Here is a 14,774-nt window from a genome sequence, read left to right on the forward strand (position 1 = left end):
GAAGCAAGGAGGTGATTGTCAGAAGACAGAAAGGCCCGCTCGCAGGACGAGCGGGCGCCAGTATTCTAAAGATTGCGCGCCGGAGGCGCAAGCGCCGAGCGCCCCAGGATGATGCCACCAGTCATGCTGCCATCAGCTTTCTCACCTCGGCACCAGCCGCCCGTCACTGAGCGGCTGGGCGCTAGGCGCTTGTAGCTTGGCGCTGTCGTACGGCCTCGAACAGGCAGATGCCGGTCGCCACCGAGACGTTAAGGCTGGAGACCTGGCCGACCATGGGCAGCTTGACCAGCCCATCGCAGGCCTCGCGGGTCAGGCGACGCATGCCCTTGCCTTCGGCCCCCATGACGATGGCCGTCGGGCCGGTGAAGTCGGCCTCGAAGAGGCTCGCCTCGGCCTCGCCGGCGGTGCCGGTGATCCAGATGCCGAGCTCCTTGAGCCTGGCCATGGCGCGGGCCAGGTTGGTGACCTGATAGACCGGCACACTCTCGGCGGCGCCGCAGGCCACCTTGCGCACCGTGGCGTTGAGCGGTGCGGCCTTGTCCTTGGGCACGATCACGCCATGCACGCCGGCGGCATCGGCACTGCGCAGGCAGGCCCCGAAGTTGTGCACATCGGTGATGCCATCGAGCACCAGCAGCAGTGGCGGGGCCGCGTGGGGCCAGCCTTCGAGCCTGAGCCACAGCGACGCCTCGCCCTCGAAAGCCAGCGGCGTGGCGAAGGCGACGATGCCCTGGTGGGAGCCCCCTTGGGCGAGGCGGTCGAGCTCGTCCCGAGGACGGGCGTGCAGGCGCGCGCCCCCCTGGCGGGCCACCTCGACCAGCTCGGCCAGGCGCGTGCCGGCACTGCCCTCCTGGACCCAGACCTCGCGGGGCACCTCGCCGCGGTCGAGCAGCGCCCGCACCGCATGCACGCCGAACACCGCCTCGAGCCCCCCGGGCGGCACAGGCGTGCGCGGCGCCTCCCGTGCGGCGTGACGCCGGGGCCTGCCGTCCTGCCCCGGCTTCCTGTCGTGTCGAGGCTTGCGACCCGCCGCCATCAGCCGCGCGCCCTCGCGCGACGCGGACCACGGCGACGCCGGCCGCCCTTGCCCGACGTGTCACCGGGCTTTCCGGTACCCGCCTCGGTGGACTTGTCGCCCCCGCGGCGCTTGCGCGGCTGTCGCCGCGGACGCGGCTTGTCATCGGCCAGTTCGAAGTCGATCTTGCGCTCGTCCAGGTCGACCCGAGCGACCTGCACGGTGACCCCGTCACCCAGCCGGTAGCCCATGCCGCTGCGCTCGCCCTTGAGACGGTGCTTCTCGGGCTCGTAGTGGTAGTAGTCCGAGGGCAGCGAGGTGACATGCACCAGGCCTTCCACATAGACCGCGTCGAGGCGCACGAAGATGCCGAACTGGGTCACCGAGGCGATGGTGCCGTCGAATACCTCGCCGAGCTTGTCGGACATGAACTCGCACTTGAGCCAATCCTCCACGTCACGGGTAGCATCGTCGGCGCGGCGCTCGGTCATCGAGCAATGCTCGCCGAGCTCCAGCATCTGCTCGAAGGTATAGGGACTCCACTTGCTCGGCGGCTCCACCGGGGCCCCCTCGGCCCGCAGCACGGTGGCGGTCTGGCGTGGCCCGCGGATTACCGAGCGGATGGCGCGGTGGACGATCAGGTCCGGATAACGGCGGATCGGCGAGGTGAAGTGCGCATAGGCCGGATAGGCCAGGCCGAAGTGACCGTCGTTGTGGGGCGAGTAGACCGCTCGACTCATGGAGCGCAGCATCACCGTCTGGATGATGTCACTGTCGTCGCGGTCCTTGATGGCCTCGGCCAGGTCCCGGTAGTCCTGGGGGGTGGGGTCATCCCCCCCACCCAGCGACAGGCCCAGCTCGTTGAGGAACAGGCGCAGCTTGTCGAGACGCTCCGGCGAGGGCTTCTCGTGGATGCGATAGAGCGCCGGCAGATCATGCTTGTCGAGGAAGCGGGCGGTCGCCACGTTGGCCGCCAGCATGCACTCCTCGATGATCTTGTGGGCATCGTTGCGTGAGCGCGGGACGATCTTCTCGATTTTGCGCTCGTCGTTGAAGACGATCGCCGTTTCGGTAGTCTCGAAGTCGATGGCGCCCCGCGCCACCCTCGCCTCGCGCAGCAGGGTATAGAGGACATGCAGGTTCTTCAGCGACGGCACCAGCTCGCGATACTCCCCGCGCAGGGCATCGCCGTGCTCGCCCTCGTCGTCGAGAATGGCCGCCACCTTGTTGTAGGTCAGTCGCGCGTGGGAACGGAACACCGCCTCGTAGAAGTGGTAGCGGCTGATGGCCCCGGTCCTGGAGATGTTCATCTCGCAGACCAGCGCCAGACGGTCCACGTCGGGATTGAGCGAACAGAGCCCATTGGAGAGCAGCTCGGGCAGCATGGGCACGACCTGACCCGGGAAGTACACCGAGTTGCCGCGGCTGATCGCCTCCTGGTCCAAGGCACTGCCCGGCCGCACGTAGTGGGAGACGTCGGCGATGGCCACCAGCAGCTTCCAACTGCCCGACTTGGTCTTCCAGGCACAGACGGCATCATCGAAGTCCTTGGCCGACTCGTCATCGATGGTCACCAGCGGCACATGGCGCAGGTCGATACGATGATGCTTATCCTCTTCGGCCACTTCGGCGGACATGCCGGCGATCTGGTCATGGACGTCCGGCGGGAACTCGGCCGGGATCTCGTAGGTGCGGATGGCGATATCGATCTCCATCCCCGGGTCCATGCGCTCGCCCAGCACCTCGATCACCTCGCCCACCGGCTGCACCCGGGTCTCGGGCTGCTTGACGATGCGCGCCGAGATCACCTGACCGTCTTTCGCCCCGCCGCAGGCGCTGTGGGGGATGATCACTTCCTGGGCGACACGGGTGTTCTCGGGAATCAGCACGCCGAATTCCGGTGTGTTGGCCCGATAGACGCCGACGATGGTCTGCGTATTGCGGGCCAGGACCTCGACGATGGTCGCCTCGTCGCGGCCACGACGATCCCGCCCGCTGACGCGGACCAGCACCTGGTCACCGTGAAAGACCCGACGCATCTGCCGCGGCGGTAGCACCAGATCAGGCTTCTTGCCATCATCGCGTAGCACGAAGCCGAAGCCGTCACGGTGGCCCAGCACCCGTCCCTTGATCAGGTCGAGCTTGTCGATCAACGCATAGGCACCACGGCGGTTGCGCAGCACCTGGCCATCCCGTTCCATGGCCGCCAGACGACGTCGCACAGCCTCCTGGAGGTCCTCGTCCTCGAGGCCCAGCAGCTGGCTCATGGCCTCATGGGTGATGGGCTTGCCGACCTCCTCGAGGCGGGCCAGCAGGTATTCACGGCTGGGGGCAGGCTTGTCGTACTTGTGGGCCTCGCGGCTGGCGTGCGGGTCGCCTTCGAGCGTCCAGTGAGTCATGCAGGGAGCATCCTTGGCAGGGTCGGGGATGGCATGAGAGGCGAGGCGCACGAGCGCCGCGAGCGTCGGATCGTACAATCAGGGTATCGTGTCATGGCGGCAGTATAGCGCCGCCACGGACATCACCCAACCATAGGGATACGTGGCCCGCCCGGCGGGCCGTGAAAAATTTCCCTACGCGCGGCCACACGGGAACTTGCATTGGCGGAAAAATCCGGTATCATACGCCTCGCTTGCCCAGATGGCGGAATTGGTAGACGCGCTAGCTTCAGGTGCTAGTGTCCTTACGGACGTGGAGGTTCAAGTCCTCTTCTGGGCACCATCGATACCGTACCAGTTGCCAGACACCTTGGTATCGACGCTCTTTGTCAGCTCGAATCGCTCGTGTTCGCCCAGGTGGCGGAATTGGTAGACGCGCTAGCTTCAGGTGCTAGTGTCCTTACGGACGTGGAGGTTCAAGTCCTCTCCTGGGCACCATCATCGCCTTGCGGCGATGGCCCGGACACGACGACAGCATGATGCGCCCAGGTGGCGGAATGGGTAGACGCGCTAGCTTCAGGTGCTAGTGTCCTTACGGACGTGGAGGTTCAAGTCCTCTCCTGGGCACCATTTAACATCGCATCCTGCAGAGCATCACCCATTCGACGAGAGCCAGCGGCCGCGACACGATCGCGGTTTTTTTATGTCTGCCTCCTGCCTGCCCAGATGCTACTGGAAGCGCCCCGGCCGCCGGGCCACCTCCTCCACCCCCCAGCCCGATGCCTCCACCCGCGCCTCGAGCGCCTCGGCCGCCGGCTCGGACAGCCGCGGAAAGAAGTCCAGCCCGGTGAGCGCCTCGACACGGTCGATGCTGACCAGGAAGCGGTCCAGCGGCTCGTCGCCGGTGACCGCCTGGGGCATGATGAAGGCCAGGGCCTTGGGCGTCTCCCCCGGCACCACCAGGATCTTATAGAACGCCTCGGGCACCTCCACCAGTCCCACCCGGTTCAGGGCCCCCTGCGTGAAACGCGCATCGAACACCGGCCCGGTGATCACCTGCATCATGCCGAAGCGTGGCACGAAGTGGTCCATGACCACCTCCTCGAGGCGCTGCCAGAGCCGCCGGTTCAGGCCAGGGCGCTGCGGCAGCATGTTGCTCATCAAGAAGGTGTCATGCTGCGCCTCGCGACCGTGAACGGCGGCGATGGCGTAGTTGGGCGCCAGGTGGCCGCGGTCGTAGCCGCTGCTCTGGTAACTGTCGGCCGTGACCGGCCACAGGGTACGCCAGTCGCCTCGGAAGCCGGGACGCGGCCCGATGCTTGGCTCGTCCACCACCTGCAGCGCATAGCTGACCCACAGCGGCCCTACCCGGACATCGGACCAGCCGACCAGGAAGCCGTCGTTGCGCAGTACGCGATGGAAGCTCAATGGCGTCAGCCGCTCCCAGGTCGGCACACCCATCCAACTCAGGCGATCGCGGACCTCCTGCTCCTGGGCATACCAGAGCCCGGCCCCGACGGTCACGAACAGCAGCGTGATCAAAAAGCGGCGAAGGGTCATCCCCGGCCCTCGCGCTCAGGCCGCATGGCGAGACAGACGATCGCCATCACCAGCCCAGCGAGAACATGGTCTCGAGATCATGGCGGGAGTGAACCTGCATGGCGTTGAGGGTCTCGGTGTCACGAATCCCCGACACCCTGTCGAGCCGCCCGGTGACCAGCTCCGCTAGGGACTCGAAGTCGCGAGTGCGGGCAATCGCCACCAGGTCATAGCGGCCACAGGTGGAATAGACCTCGCTGATGCCCTCGACTTCGGCCAGCCGCTCGGCCACCGCCTTGACCTGGCCCTTGTCGGTATTGATCAGGATGACGGCATTCTGCATCGGGCTCTCCTCGGCTCATGAAAAGGGGCGCCGGCGACCGCTGACCCCGGCAGCGGCGAGTATAGCAGCGAGGTCGGCTCGAATGTCAGCCCACACGCTGCCGGCAGGCAACTGTCAGTGAGCGTGGCCACCGGCTCACGCGTCGGATTGACGCAGCACAACGGCGGGATTCGCCACCCCCCAGCCTGTCGACTACCATAAGACGGCTCGATCCCGCAGGGCAGGTTCCTCCGGGCCGCTACCGAGAGAGACGAGACAAGAGGTGGATCACCACCCGAAGAAGGCAGCCAAGAGGCGACGACAAGCCTCCACCGTGACCAGACGACCTACCGTGATGACAAGGAGAGACCATGGCCAATCAAAGCCGTCGTGATTTCATGCGCCACAGCCTGCTGGGCCTCGCCGCCCTGCCCTTGGGGGCCGGCATCCTGTCCAAGTCGGCCTTCGCCCAGGAGCTTCCCCCGCTGGACCCGAACGCCGAACAGGCCAAGGCCCTGAACTACGTCGAGAATGCCAGCGACGCCAGCGACCATCCGGCCTATTCCGAAGGGGAGAACTGCGCCAATTGCATGTTCTACCAAGCCGATACCCAAGGCTGCCAGTTGTTTCCGCAGAACAGCGTCGCCCCCGAGGGCTGGTGCCAGTCCTGGACCGCTCAGGGCTGACCCCGCCGTTCAAGGGCTGATGCCACGACACCCGTGCCATCGGGCGCGGGTGTCGTCGTGATGGGGCCGGCTCAGTCGCGGCGCTCCTCGTCCGGCAGCGGCCAGTGATAGCGGCGCACCACCTCGTCGTTGTCCACCGACTCGAGCCGCACCGGGAAGCCCCATAACTGGTGAAGGTGGCGAATCACCGGATAGACACTGCGGGCCAGGGGTCGCCGGGCATCCTGCACATGACGCAGCGTCAGGGAACGGTCGCCACGGATATCCGCCTGGTACACCTGGATATTGGGCTCCCGCACCGAGAGCGCATACTGGGTGGCCAACGCCTCCCGGACCCGTCGGTAGCCCCGCTCGTCATGGATGGCGGCCACCTCGAGCATCTCCTCCTGGTCATCGTCGAGTACCTGGAAGAGCTTCAGGTCACGGATTACCTTCGGTGATAGGAACTGCTGGATGAAAGATTCGTCCTTGAAGTTGCGCATCGCGAACTCCAGGGTCTCCCGCCAGTCGCTTCCCGCGGAGTCGGGGAACCAGTGACGGTCCTCCTCGGTGGGGGACTCGCAGATACGCTTGAGGTCGGTGTAGATGGCGAACCCCAGGGCATAGGGGTTGATGCCACTGTAGTAGGGACTGTCGAAAGGCGGCTGGTACACCACGGCGGTATGGGACTGCAGAAACTCCAGCATCAGCCCTTCATCCACCAACCCCTCGTCGAAGAGCCGATTCATCAGAGTATAGTGCCAGAAGGTCGCCCAGCCCTCGTTCATCACCTGGGTCTGGCGCTGGGGATAGAAGTACTGGGCCAGCTTGCGCACGATCCGCACCACCTCCCGCTGCCAGGGAGCCAGCAGCGGTGCGTTCTTCTCGATGAAGTAGAGCAGGTTCTCCTGGGGCTCCGGCGGATAGCGCCCCCCCGAATGCAGGCCCAGTGGATCCTCCTCATCGTCGACCATGCCGGGCAGGGCGTCATCCCGGGCGCGACCGGGAATGGTGCGCCACAGCATGTTCACCTGGGACTGGAGGTATTCCTCACGCTCCTTCTGACGCTGCGATTCCTGGGCCGCCGAGATCGGCGACGGCCGCTTGTAGCGATCGACTCCGTAGTTCTGGAGCGCATGGCAGGCATCCAGCAGCTGCTCCACGGCTTCCACCCCGTGGCGTTCCTCACACTCGGTGATGTACTGGCGGGCGAACACCAGGTAATCGACGATCGAGCTGGCATCGGTCCAGGTGCGGAACAGGTAGTTGCCCTTGAAGAAGGAATTGTGTCCGTAGCAGGCGTGGGCCATCACCAACACCTGCATCATCAGGGTGTTTTCCTCCATCAGGTAGGCGATGCAGGGATCCGAGTTGATGACGAGCTCGTAGGCCAGCCCCATCTGGCCGCGGCGGTAGGCCTGCTCCACGGCCAGGAACTGCTTGCCGAACGACCAGTGATGGTAGCCCACCGGCATGCCCACGCTGGCGTAGGCATCCATCATCTGCTCGGTGGTGATGACCTCGATCTGGTTGGGATAGGTATCGAGACGATACTCATCGGCCAGCCGCGCGATCTCGGTCTCGTACGCGGTGAGGATCTCGAAGTTCCAGTCGGAACCGGTGGCGATGGGTGTGCGTCGGGTCATGATGCCTCCTTGCCGTGTCAGCGGACGGCACGGCTACGGAACAGCTCGCGGAACACCGGATAGATGTCGCCGGGCTCGACGATCTGGCGCATGGCGAAGCGGTCAGCGTACTCGACCTCCACCCGCTCATACTCCTCCCACAGCGCCTGGTGGGCGTGGGGCGTGATCTCCACGTAGGTGAAGTACTGCAGCCGGGGCATCAGGGACTTCATCAATACCTCCCGGCAGGTGACCGAATCATCATCCCAGTTGTCGCCGTCGGAGGCCTGGGCCACGTAGAGGTTCCACTGCCCCGGCGGATAGCGGGCCTCGATGATCTCGTCGACCAGGTTCAGGGCACTGGAGACGATGGTGCCGCCGGTCTCCCGCGAGTAGAAGAACTCCTCCTCCTCGACCTCCTTGGCGGCGGTGTGGTGGCGTACGAAGACCAGTTCGACCTTCTCGTAGTTGCGCTCCAGGAAGAGGTAGAGCAGCAGGAAGAAACGCTTGGCGATGTCCTTGTGGGCCTGCGTCATGGAGCCGGAGACGTCCATGACGCAGAACATCACCGCCTTGCTCGACGGCTGCGGCTGGTCGACCAGGTGGTTGTAGCGAAGATCGTAGGTATCGAGGAAGGGCACCGCCTCGAGGCGCCTCTCGAGCCGCTCGATCTCGGCCTTGAGCTCACTGACGCGCGAGGGATTGCGCAGCACCGGGTCCTTGCGCTCCTCGGCCTCGAGCGCCTCCCGCGCCTCGCGCAGGGCGCGCTGGAGGGGGGCCCGCATGGCGATGCGTCGGGCCTGGGCCTGACGCATGGAGCGCACGATATTGATCCGCGCCGGCACCCCTTCCCGGGAGATCCCGGCCCGCACCGGCTTCACCTCGTCGAGGTCAACCAGGTTCTTGCGCTCCAGGTGGGGTAGCTCCAGGCCATCGAAGACGAAGTCGAGGAACTCCTCGCGGGACAGGGTGAAGGCGAACTCGTCCATGCCCTCGCCCTGATTGGACGCACTGCCTTCCCCGCTTCCCCCTCCTCCACCACCACCGGGGCGGCGCAGACGATCTCCCTCCACGAACTCCCGGTTGCCGGGCGCCACGATGGAACGCTTCCCCCCCGTACCGTGCTGGAAGACCGGCTCGGAGATGTCACGGGCCGGGATCGAGACCTTCTCGCCCCGCTCCATGTCGGTGATGGAGCGGCGATTGACCGCCTCCTCCACGGAGCGCTTGATGTGGGTCCGGTAGCGATCCAGGAAGCGCTGGCGATTGACCGCGCTCTTGTTCTTGGCATTGGCCCGACGATCGATGAAATAGGTCATGGCGACCTCCTCTGCGTGCAGCGGCTCGCCTGGCTCGGGTGGACGGTTCCACCCGGGCCGGCCTTACTGCGACTTGCGCACCCGCAGGTACCACTCGGAGAGCAGCCGCACCTGTTTCTCGGTATAACCACGGTCTACCATCCGTGCCACGAAATCCTCGTGCTTCTTCTGATCCGCCGTCGAGGCCTTGGCATTGAAGGAGATCACCGGCAGCAGTTCCTCGGTATTGGCGAACATCTTGTGCTCGATCACCCCGCGCAGCTTCTCGTAGGATTGCCAGCTCGGGTTCATGCCGTTGTTCTGGGCACGGGCCCGCAGCACGAAGTTGACCACCTCGTGACGGAAATCCTTAGGATTGGAGATGCCGGCCGGCTTCTCGATCTTCTCCAGCTCCTCATTGAGGGACTGGCGATCGAAGAGCTCACCGGTCTCGGGGTCCCGATACTCCTGATCCTGGATCCAGAAGTCGGCGTAGGTGACATAGCGGTCGAAGATGTTCTGGCCATATTCGGAGTACGACTCGAGATAGGCCGTCTGGATCTCCTTGCCGATGAAGTCCACGTAACGTGGCGCCAGGAACTCCTTGATATAGCGCAGATAGCGTTCGAAGGCCTCACGGGGCAGCTGCTCCTGCTCCAGGCGCTGCTCCAACACGTAGAGCAGGTGAACCGGGTTGGCCGCCACCTCGTGGTTGTCGAAGTTGAACACCTTGGAGAGGATCTTGAAGGCGAAACGTGTGGAGAGCCCGTTCATACCCTCGTCGACCCCGGCGGCATCACGATACTCCTGGATCGACTTGGCCTTGGGGTCGGTATCCTTGAGGTTCTCGCCGTCATAGACCCGCATCTTGGAATACACACTAGAGTTCTCCGGCTCCTTGAGCCGCGAGAGCACCGAGAACTGCGCCAGCATGCGCAGGGTGTCCGGCGCGCAGGGCGCCTCGGCCAGCGAGGAGTGCTCGAGGAGCTTACGGTAGATGTTGATCTCCTCGGTGACCCGCAGGCAGTAGGGCACCTTGACGATGTAGACCCGATCGAGGAAGGCCTCATTGTTGCGATTGTTGCGGAAGGCCTGCCACTCGCTCTCGTTGGAGTGGGCCAGCACGATGCCGTCGAAGGGGATCGCCCCCATGCCTTCGGTGGGGTTGTAGTTGCCTTCCTGGGTGGCCGTCAGCAGGGGGTGCAGCACCTTGATCGGCGCCTTGAACATCTCGACGAACTCCATCAGGCCCTGGTTGGCCCGACACAGGCCGCCCGAGAAGCTGTAGGCATCGGGGTCGTCCTGGGAATAGAGTTCGAGCTGACGGATATCCACCTTGCCGACCAGTGAGGAAATGTCCTGGTTATTCTCGTCACCGGGCTCGGTCTTGGCGATGGCGATCTGGTTGAGCCGCGACGGATAGAGCCTGACCACCCGGAACCGGGAGATATCGCCGCCATACTCCTTGAGCCGCTTGGCCGCCCAGGGAGACATCACGCTGCGCAGGCAGCGATGCGGGATACCGTATTCCTTCTCGAGCAGCTCACCGTCCTCCTCCGGCGAGAACAGGCCGAGCGGCGATTCCTGTACCGGCGAGTCCTTGATCGCATAGAAGGGAATCTGCTCCATCAAGAGCTTGAGACGCTCGGCCAACGATGACTTGCCACCCCCCACCGGCCCGAGCAGATAGAGGATCTGCTTCTTCTCCTCCAGCCCCTGGGCGGCATGCCGGAAGTAGGCGACGATCTGCTCGATGGCCTCCTCCATGCCGTAGAACTCCGAGAAGGCCGGATAGCGGCGAATCACCTTGTTGGAAAAGATCCTGGAAAGCCGCGAGTCCTTCGCGGTGTCGATCACCTTCGGCTCGCCGATGGCCTCCAGCATGCGCTCGGCCGCGCTGGCATAGGCTGAGGGGTCATCACGACAGAGTTCCAGGTACTCCTGCAGGCTCATCTCCTCCTGCTGGGTGCGAGAGAAGCGATTCTGCACATGATCGAAGATACTCATCGAGGCCTCCTTTGAACCTGCCCCCCGGTCGTGACTGCACCACTGCGATCGCCGGGGTTGGTATGCTTCAGCGTAGACAGCATTAGCGGACAACGTTCCGTATCCCCTCAACGCAGCACGCTCTACCCCATGAGAACCTCTTCAACAGGAAGCGTTCGTTGAAAGCCGAAGGGATTTTGAAACGCTTCACACGGCACACGCGCCTCGACCGGTGGCGACAGCATTACGACGGGCCTCTCACCGACGAGGCACCACTGGTATCGGGGAGAAGGGCAGACACCAGCCAGGAAGACAACGGCCCACGAGAAAGCCCCGAGGCCGTGAGGCGCTCGGGGCTTTCAGTATTCGGTGCAGATGGCGGACCGGACGGGACTCGAACCCGCGACCTCCGGCGTGACAGGCCGGCATTCTAACCGACTGAACTACCGGTCCGCATGGTGGGTGATACCGGACTCGAACCAGTGACCCCCAGCATGTGAGGCTGGTGCTCTAACCAACTGAGCTAATCACCCACGAAACCTTCTGCATTATCGTCATGCCATCGTGGCGGACCGGACGGGACTCGAACCCGCGACCTCCGGCGTGACAGGCCGGCATTCTAACCGACTGAACTACCGGTCCGCAAGATGACTACGATACACAAGACGCTGGCGGACCGGACGGGACTCGAACCCGCGACCTCCGGCGTGACAGGCCGGCATTCTAACCGACTGAACTACCGGTCCGCATACGTTTCCTGCGACGTGATCGGGCATTGCCGCGCAATGGTGGGTGGTACAGGGTTCGAACCTGTGACCCCCAGCTTGTAAGGCTGGTGCTCTCCCAGCTGAGCTAACCACCCCCGGTCACGTGGCGCTGCATTCTACAGGGGCCGCGGGCAATGTCAACGCGTTTTTGTCTCCGGCGCGGCATCGCCCCGGTCAGGGTTTCCACAAGCCTTTCATCGGCTTGGTCGACGTCACATCATTGGGGAGACGCAGCGTGTTCCACCATGAACGCCGCGATGCGCGTCGCGGCCTCACGGATCAGCTCCCGCTGCTCTCGCCGCGTGGCGCGACGGGGCATCCAGTCATGATCCCCATCCTCGAGCCAGTGCACCTCGGTGACCTCGGGCAAGGCGTAGCCGGCGACCTCGTCACGAGTACCGAAGGGGTCCCGGCTGCCCTGCACCACCAGGGTCGGGCAAGGCAGCTCGTGCCAGTGGCCGAGCCGAAGCCTGTCGGGCTGGCGGGGTGGGTGGAAGGGATAGCCACAGAGCACTAGGCCGGCCACCCCCGCACCACGCGCCGCCAACAGGCTGGCGACCCGCCCACCCAGGGACTTGCCCCCGAGCCACAAGGGCACCAGGCCAGGGTGTGACACACTGTCGCACCACCGCGAGAGCTCCTCGATCAGTCGATCGATCCGGGGCGGTGGACGACGGCGCCCTTCCTGGCGCATCCGTCGCAGGTACGTGAACTCGATGGCGAGTGTCTGAACCCCTGCTTCCGCCAGGTCATCACGCAAACGTTGCAGAAAGGTTGAATCCTGCCCAGCACCCGCGCCATGGGTCATCAACAGTCGGCCCACCCGGCACTCACCGCGCACTTCCAGTGGCCCCAACCCCTCGATGAACCAGGCACCCAGGGCCCCTTGTTGCAAGTATCGTGTCAGGGAATCCCGCGTAATGGTGGCCGAAAGTTGACAAAAATGCTCAGACATTCGCAGGCACTCCCGGTTCCATAATCCCTCCAATGTTATGTTCAGCTTGTTGCGTGCCTGCGCTAGAATCCCCCTTGGTTATTGACCTGCATCATCCAGCGGGAGACCGGCTAGGGGCAGAATGCCGCGCGCCGACCCCCCAACCGCGTTCGATGGGAACCTGACATGAGCACAGCATTTGAACACCCGACCTACAACTACAAGGTAGTTCGGCAGTTCGCGATCATGACAGTGGTGTGGGGCATCGTGGGCATGACCCTCGGTGTCATCATTGCCGCACAACTGGTATGGCCGGAACTGAACATGGGACTGCCGTGGACGAGTTTCGGCCGCCTGCGCCCCCTGCACACCAACGCCGTGATCTTCGCCTTCGGCGGTTCGGCGCTGTTCGCCACCTCCTACTACGTGGTGCAGCGAACCTGCCAGGTGCGCTTGTTCGCCGACAAGCTGGCGGCCTTCACCTTCTGGGGCTGGCAGGCGGTCATTCTGGCGGCGGTGGTCAGCCTGCCGCTGGGCTACACCAGCACCAAGGAGTATGCCGAGCTGGAGTGGCCGATCGACATCCTGATTGCCCTGGTGTGGATCAGCTATGCCATCGTCTTCCTGATGACCATCAAGCAGCGCAGGACCTCCCACATCTACGTGGCCAACTGGTTCTTCGCCGCCTTCATCCTGACCGTCGCGGTGCTGCATATCGTCAACAGCGCCGCCATCCCGGTGTCGGCGATGTACTCCGTGTCGCTCTATTCCGGGGCGATCGATGCCATGACCCAGTGGTGGTACGGCCACAACGCGGTGGGCTTTCTCCTGACCGCCGGCTTCCTGGGGATGATGTACTACTTCGTGCCCAAGCAGGCCGAGCGCCCGGTCTACTCCTATCGACTCTCTATCGTCCACTTCTGGGCGCTGATCATGGTCTACATGTGGGCCGGCCCGCACCACCTGCACTATACCGCCCTGCCCAACTGGACCCAGTCGCTGGGCATGGTGCTGTCGATCATCCTGCTGGCCCCCTCCTGGGGCGGCATGATCAACGGCATGATGACCCTCTCCGGCGCCTGGCACAAGCTGCGCACCGACCCGACGCTGCGCTTTCTGGTGGTGGCCCTGTCCTTCTACGGGATGTCTACCTTCGAGGGCCCGATGATGGCCGTGAAGACCGTCAACGCGCTGTCCCACTACACCGACTGGACCATCGGCCACGTGCACGCCGGCGCCCTCGGCTGGGTGGCGATGATCACCATCGGCTCCATGTACCACCTGATTCCGCGCCTGTTCGGTCGCACCGAGATGTACTCGGTCAACCTGATCGCCGTGCACTTCTGGCTGGCCACCATCGGCACCGTGCTCTACATCGCGTCCATGTGGGTCAACGGCATCCTGCAGGGCCTGATGTGGCGCGCCGTGAACCCCGACGGCACCCTGATGTACACCTTCATCGAGGCCGTCGAGGCGAGTGGGCCGGGCTACATCGTGCGCCTGATCGGTGGCCTATGCTGGGTGACCGGCATGCTGGTCATGGCCTTCAACGTCTTCATGACCGTCCGTCGCGGTGAAGGCGCCCGTCAGCCGCTTCCGCAGACCGCCTGAGCCAACCAGGGAACGAGACACCAATGAGACACGAGATTGTCGAAAAGAACGTCGGCCTGCTCGCCGTGCTGATCCTGGTGGTGATCAGTTTCGGGGGCCTGGCCGAAATCGTGCCGCTGTTCTTCCAGAAGAAGACGACCGAGCCGGTCGAGGGCCTCGAGCCGCTCTCCGCCCTAGAGCTTGCGGGACGCGGCATCTACCGCCGCGAGGGCTGTGTCGGCTGCCACTCGCAGATGATCCGCCCCTTCCGTGCCGAGACCGAGCGCTATGGCCACTACAGCGTGGCTGGCGAGTCGGTCTACGAGCACAACTTCCTGTGGGGCTCCAAGCGCACCGGGCCGGATCTGGCCCGCGTCGGTGGCCGCTACAGTGACGACTGGCACCGCGCCCACATGTACAACCCCCGGGACGTGGTCCCGGAGTCGATCATGCCGGCCTACCCCTGGCTGTTCGAGAACACCCTGAGCGGTGAACACATCGCCGACGAGATGCGCGCCATGCGAGCGCTGGGCGTGCCCTATACCGACGAGCAGATCGCCGGGGCCAGCGAAGCCGTCCGCGGTGAGCGGGAGATCACCGCGCTGGTCGCCTACCTCCAGCAGCTCGGCACCGTGCTCAAGGATTCGCGCTGATC

At 64.5% G+C, this 14,774-nt stretch carries 11 protein-coding genes and 8 tRNA genes; 6 read left to right on the top strand and 13 right to left on the bottom strand.

Features of this window, described 5'->3' with window-relative positions:
• Nucleotides 1-181: 181 nt before the first annotated feature.
• Nucleotides 182-1,036, bottom strand: coding sequence for a 23S rRNA (guanosine(2251)-2'-O)-methyltransferase RlmB (gene rlmB, locus FHR94_RS12700; protein ID WP_183326101.1), 855 nt, complete (start codon nt 1,034-1,036; stop codon nt 182-184).
• Nucleotides 1,036-3,414 carry a ribonuclease R gene (rnr, locus tag FHR94_RS12705; RefSeq protein ID WP_183326102.1) on the bottom strand — a complete coding sequence of 793 codons (2,379 nt, stop codon included), beginning with the start codon at nt 3,412-3,414 and terminating at the stop codon, nt 1,036-1,038. The genes rlmB and rnr overlap by 1 nt, the downstream gene beginning before the upstream one ends.
• 235 nt (nt 3,415-3,649) lie before the next feature.
• Here rnr and FHR94_RS12710 point away from each other — a divergent pair.
• From FHR94_RS12710 to FHR94_RS12720, 3 genes are all read left to right on the top strand, one after another.
• Nucleotides 3,650-3,736: transfer RNA gene (locus FHR94_RS12710), tRNA-Leu, on the top strand.
• A 68-nt stretch (nt 3,737-3,804) separates the two neighbouring features.
• Nucleotides 3,805-3,891 (top strand) — tRNA-Leu (locus tag FHR94_RS12715).
• A 45-nt stretch (nt 3,892-3,936) separates the two neighbouring features.
• Nucleotides 3,937-4,023, top strand: a tRNA-Leu gene (locus tag FHR94_RS12720).
• Between the two features lie 99 nt (nt 4,024-4,122).
• On the opposite strand, the gene FHR94_RS12725 is transcribed toward FHR94_RS12720, so the two are convergent.
• Nucleotides 4,123-4,953, bottom strand: coding sequence for a DNA/RNA non-specific endonuclease (locus tag FHR94_RS12725; protein ID WP_183326103.1), 831 nt, complete (start codon nt 4,951-4,953; stop codon nt 4,123-4,125).
• Nucleotides 4,954-4,999: 46 nt separating this feature from the next.
• Nucleotides 5,000-5,275 carry an Lrp/AsnC family transcriptional regulator gene (locus FHR94_RS12730; RefSeq protein WP_183326104.1) on the bottom strand — a complete coding sequence of 92 codons (276 nt, stop codon included), beginning with the start codon at nt 5,273-5,275 and terminating at the stop codon, nt 5,000-5,002.
• A 350-nt stretch (nt 5,276-5,625) separates the two neighbouring features.
• On the opposite strand from FHR94_RS12730, the gene FHR94_RS12735 reads away from it, so the two are divergent.
• Complete coding sequence (locus FHR94_RS12735) at nt 5,626-5,940, top strand: high-potential iron-sulfur protein (protein WP_183326105.1); 315 nt, start codon at nt 5,626-5,628, stop codon at nt 5,938-5,940.
• A gap of 71 nt (nt 5,941-6,011) precedes the next feature.
• On the opposite strand, the gene FHR94_RS12740 is transcribed toward FHR94_RS12735, so the two are convergent.
• The 9 genes from FHR94_RS12740 to FHR94_RS12780 all read right to left on the bottom strand — a co-directional run bounded on the left by FHR94_RS12740 (nt 6,012) and on the right by FHR94_RS12780 (nt 12,490).
• Entirely contained in the window at nt 6,012-7,565 is a 1,554-nt protein-coding gene (locus FHR94_RS12740; RefSeq protein ID WP_183326106.1) for a SpoVR family protein, read from the bottom strand.
• 17 nt (nt 7,566-7,582) lie between these two features.
• On the bottom strand, nt 7,583-8,863 hold the full coding sequence (locus FHR94_RS12745; RefSeq protein ID WP_183326107.1) for a YeaH/YhbH family protein: 1,281 nt from the start codon (nt 8,861-8,863) through the stop codon (nt 7,583-7,585).
• A 63-nt stretch (nt 8,864-8,926) separates the two neighbouring features.
• Entirely contained in the window at nt 8,927-10,849 is a 1,923-nt protein-coding gene (locus FHR94_RS12750; RefSeq protein WP_183326108.1) for a PrkA family serine protein kinase, read from the bottom strand.
• Nucleotides 10,850-11,204: 355 nt separating this feature from the next.
• A tRNA-Asp gene (locus tag FHR94_RS12755) sits at nt 11,205-11,281 on the bottom strand.
• A 3-nt stretch (nt 11,282-11,284) separates the two neighbouring features.
• A tRNA-Val gene (locus FHR94_RS12760) sits at nt 11,285-11,361 on the bottom strand.
• Nucleotides 11,362-11,393: 32 nt separating this feature from the next.
• A tRNA-Asp gene (locus FHR94_RS12765) sits at nt 11,394-11,470 on the bottom strand.
• Nucleotides 11,471-11,497: 27 nt separating this feature from the next.
• Nucleotides 11,498-11,574 (bottom strand) — tRNA-Asp (locus FHR94_RS12770).
• Nucleotides 11,575-11,614: 40 nt separating this feature from the next.
• Nucleotides 11,615-11,690 (bottom strand) — tRNA-Val (locus FHR94_RS12775).
• A 122-nt stretch (nt 11,691-11,812) separates the two neighbouring features.
• On the bottom strand, nt 11,813-12,490 hold the full coding sequence (locus FHR94_RS12780; RefSeq protein WP_246389946.1) for an alpha/beta family hydrolase: 678 nt from the start codon (nt 12,488-12,490) through the stop codon (nt 11,813-11,815).
• A 225-nt stretch (nt 12,491-12,715) separates the two neighbouring features.
• Here FHR94_RS12780 and ccoN point away from each other — a divergent pair, with 225 nt between their 5' ends.
• A complete protein-coding gene (ccoN, locus tag FHR94_RS12785; protein ID WP_183326109.1) occupies nt 12,716-14,140 on the top strand; it encodes a cytochrome-c oxidase, cbb3-type subunit I in 1,425 nt (474 codons plus the stop codon).
• A gap of 23 nt (nt 14,141-14,163) precedes the next feature.
• Entirely contained in the window at nt 14,164-14,772 is a 609-nt protein-coding gene (ccoO, locus tag FHR94_RS12790) for a cytochrome-c oxidase, cbb3-type subunit II (RefSeq protein ID WP_183326110.1), read from the top strand.
• The last annotated feature ends 2 nt before the right edge of the window (nt 14,773-14,774 follow it).

The sequence above is a fragment of the Halomonas cerina genome (assembly GCF_014192215.1).
GTDB lineage: Bacteria > Pseudomonadota > Gammaproteobacteria > Pseudomonadales > Halomonadaceae > Halomonas > Halomonas cerina.

Coding starts and splice junctions, on each gene's coding strand:
- FHR94_RS12725 (WP_183326103.1), bottom strand. CDS start 4,953: ATGACCCTTCGCCGCTTTTTGATCACGCTGCTGTTCGTGACCGTCGGG.
- FHR94_RS12730 (WP_183326104.1), bottom strand. CDS start 5,275: ATGCAGAATGCCGTCATCCTGATCAATACCGACAAGGGCCAGGTCAAG.
- FHR94_RS12745 (WP_183326107.1), bottom strand. CDS start 8,863: ATGACCTATTTCATCGATCGTCGGGCCAATGCCAAGAACAAGAGCGCG.
- ccoO (WP_183326110.1), top strand. CDS start 14,164: ATGAGACACGAGATTGTCGAAAAGAACGTCGGCCTGCTCGCCGTGCTG.
- FHR94_RS12750 (WP_183326108.1), bottom strand. CDS start 10,849: ATGAGTATCTTCGATCATGTGCAGAATCGCTTCTCTCGCACCCAGCAG.
- FHR94_RS12735 (WP_183326105.1), top strand. CDS start 5,626: ATGGCCAATCAAAGCCGTCGTGATTTCATGCGCCACAGCCTGCTGGGC.
- ccoN (WP_183326109.1), top strand. CDS start 12,716: ATGAGCACAGCATTTGAACACCCGACCTACAACTACAAGGTAGTTCGG.
- rlmB (WP_183326101.1), bottom strand. CDS start 1,036: ATGGCGGCGGGTCGCAAGCCTCGACACGACAGGAAGCCGGGGCAGGAC.
- rnr (WP_183326102.1), bottom strand. CDS start 3,414: ATGACTCACTGGACGCTCGAAGGCGACCCGCACGCCAGCCGCGAGGCC.
- FHR94_RS12740 (WP_183326106.1), bottom strand. CDS start 7,565: ATGACCCGACGCACACCCATCGCCACCGGTTCCGACTGGAACTTCGAG.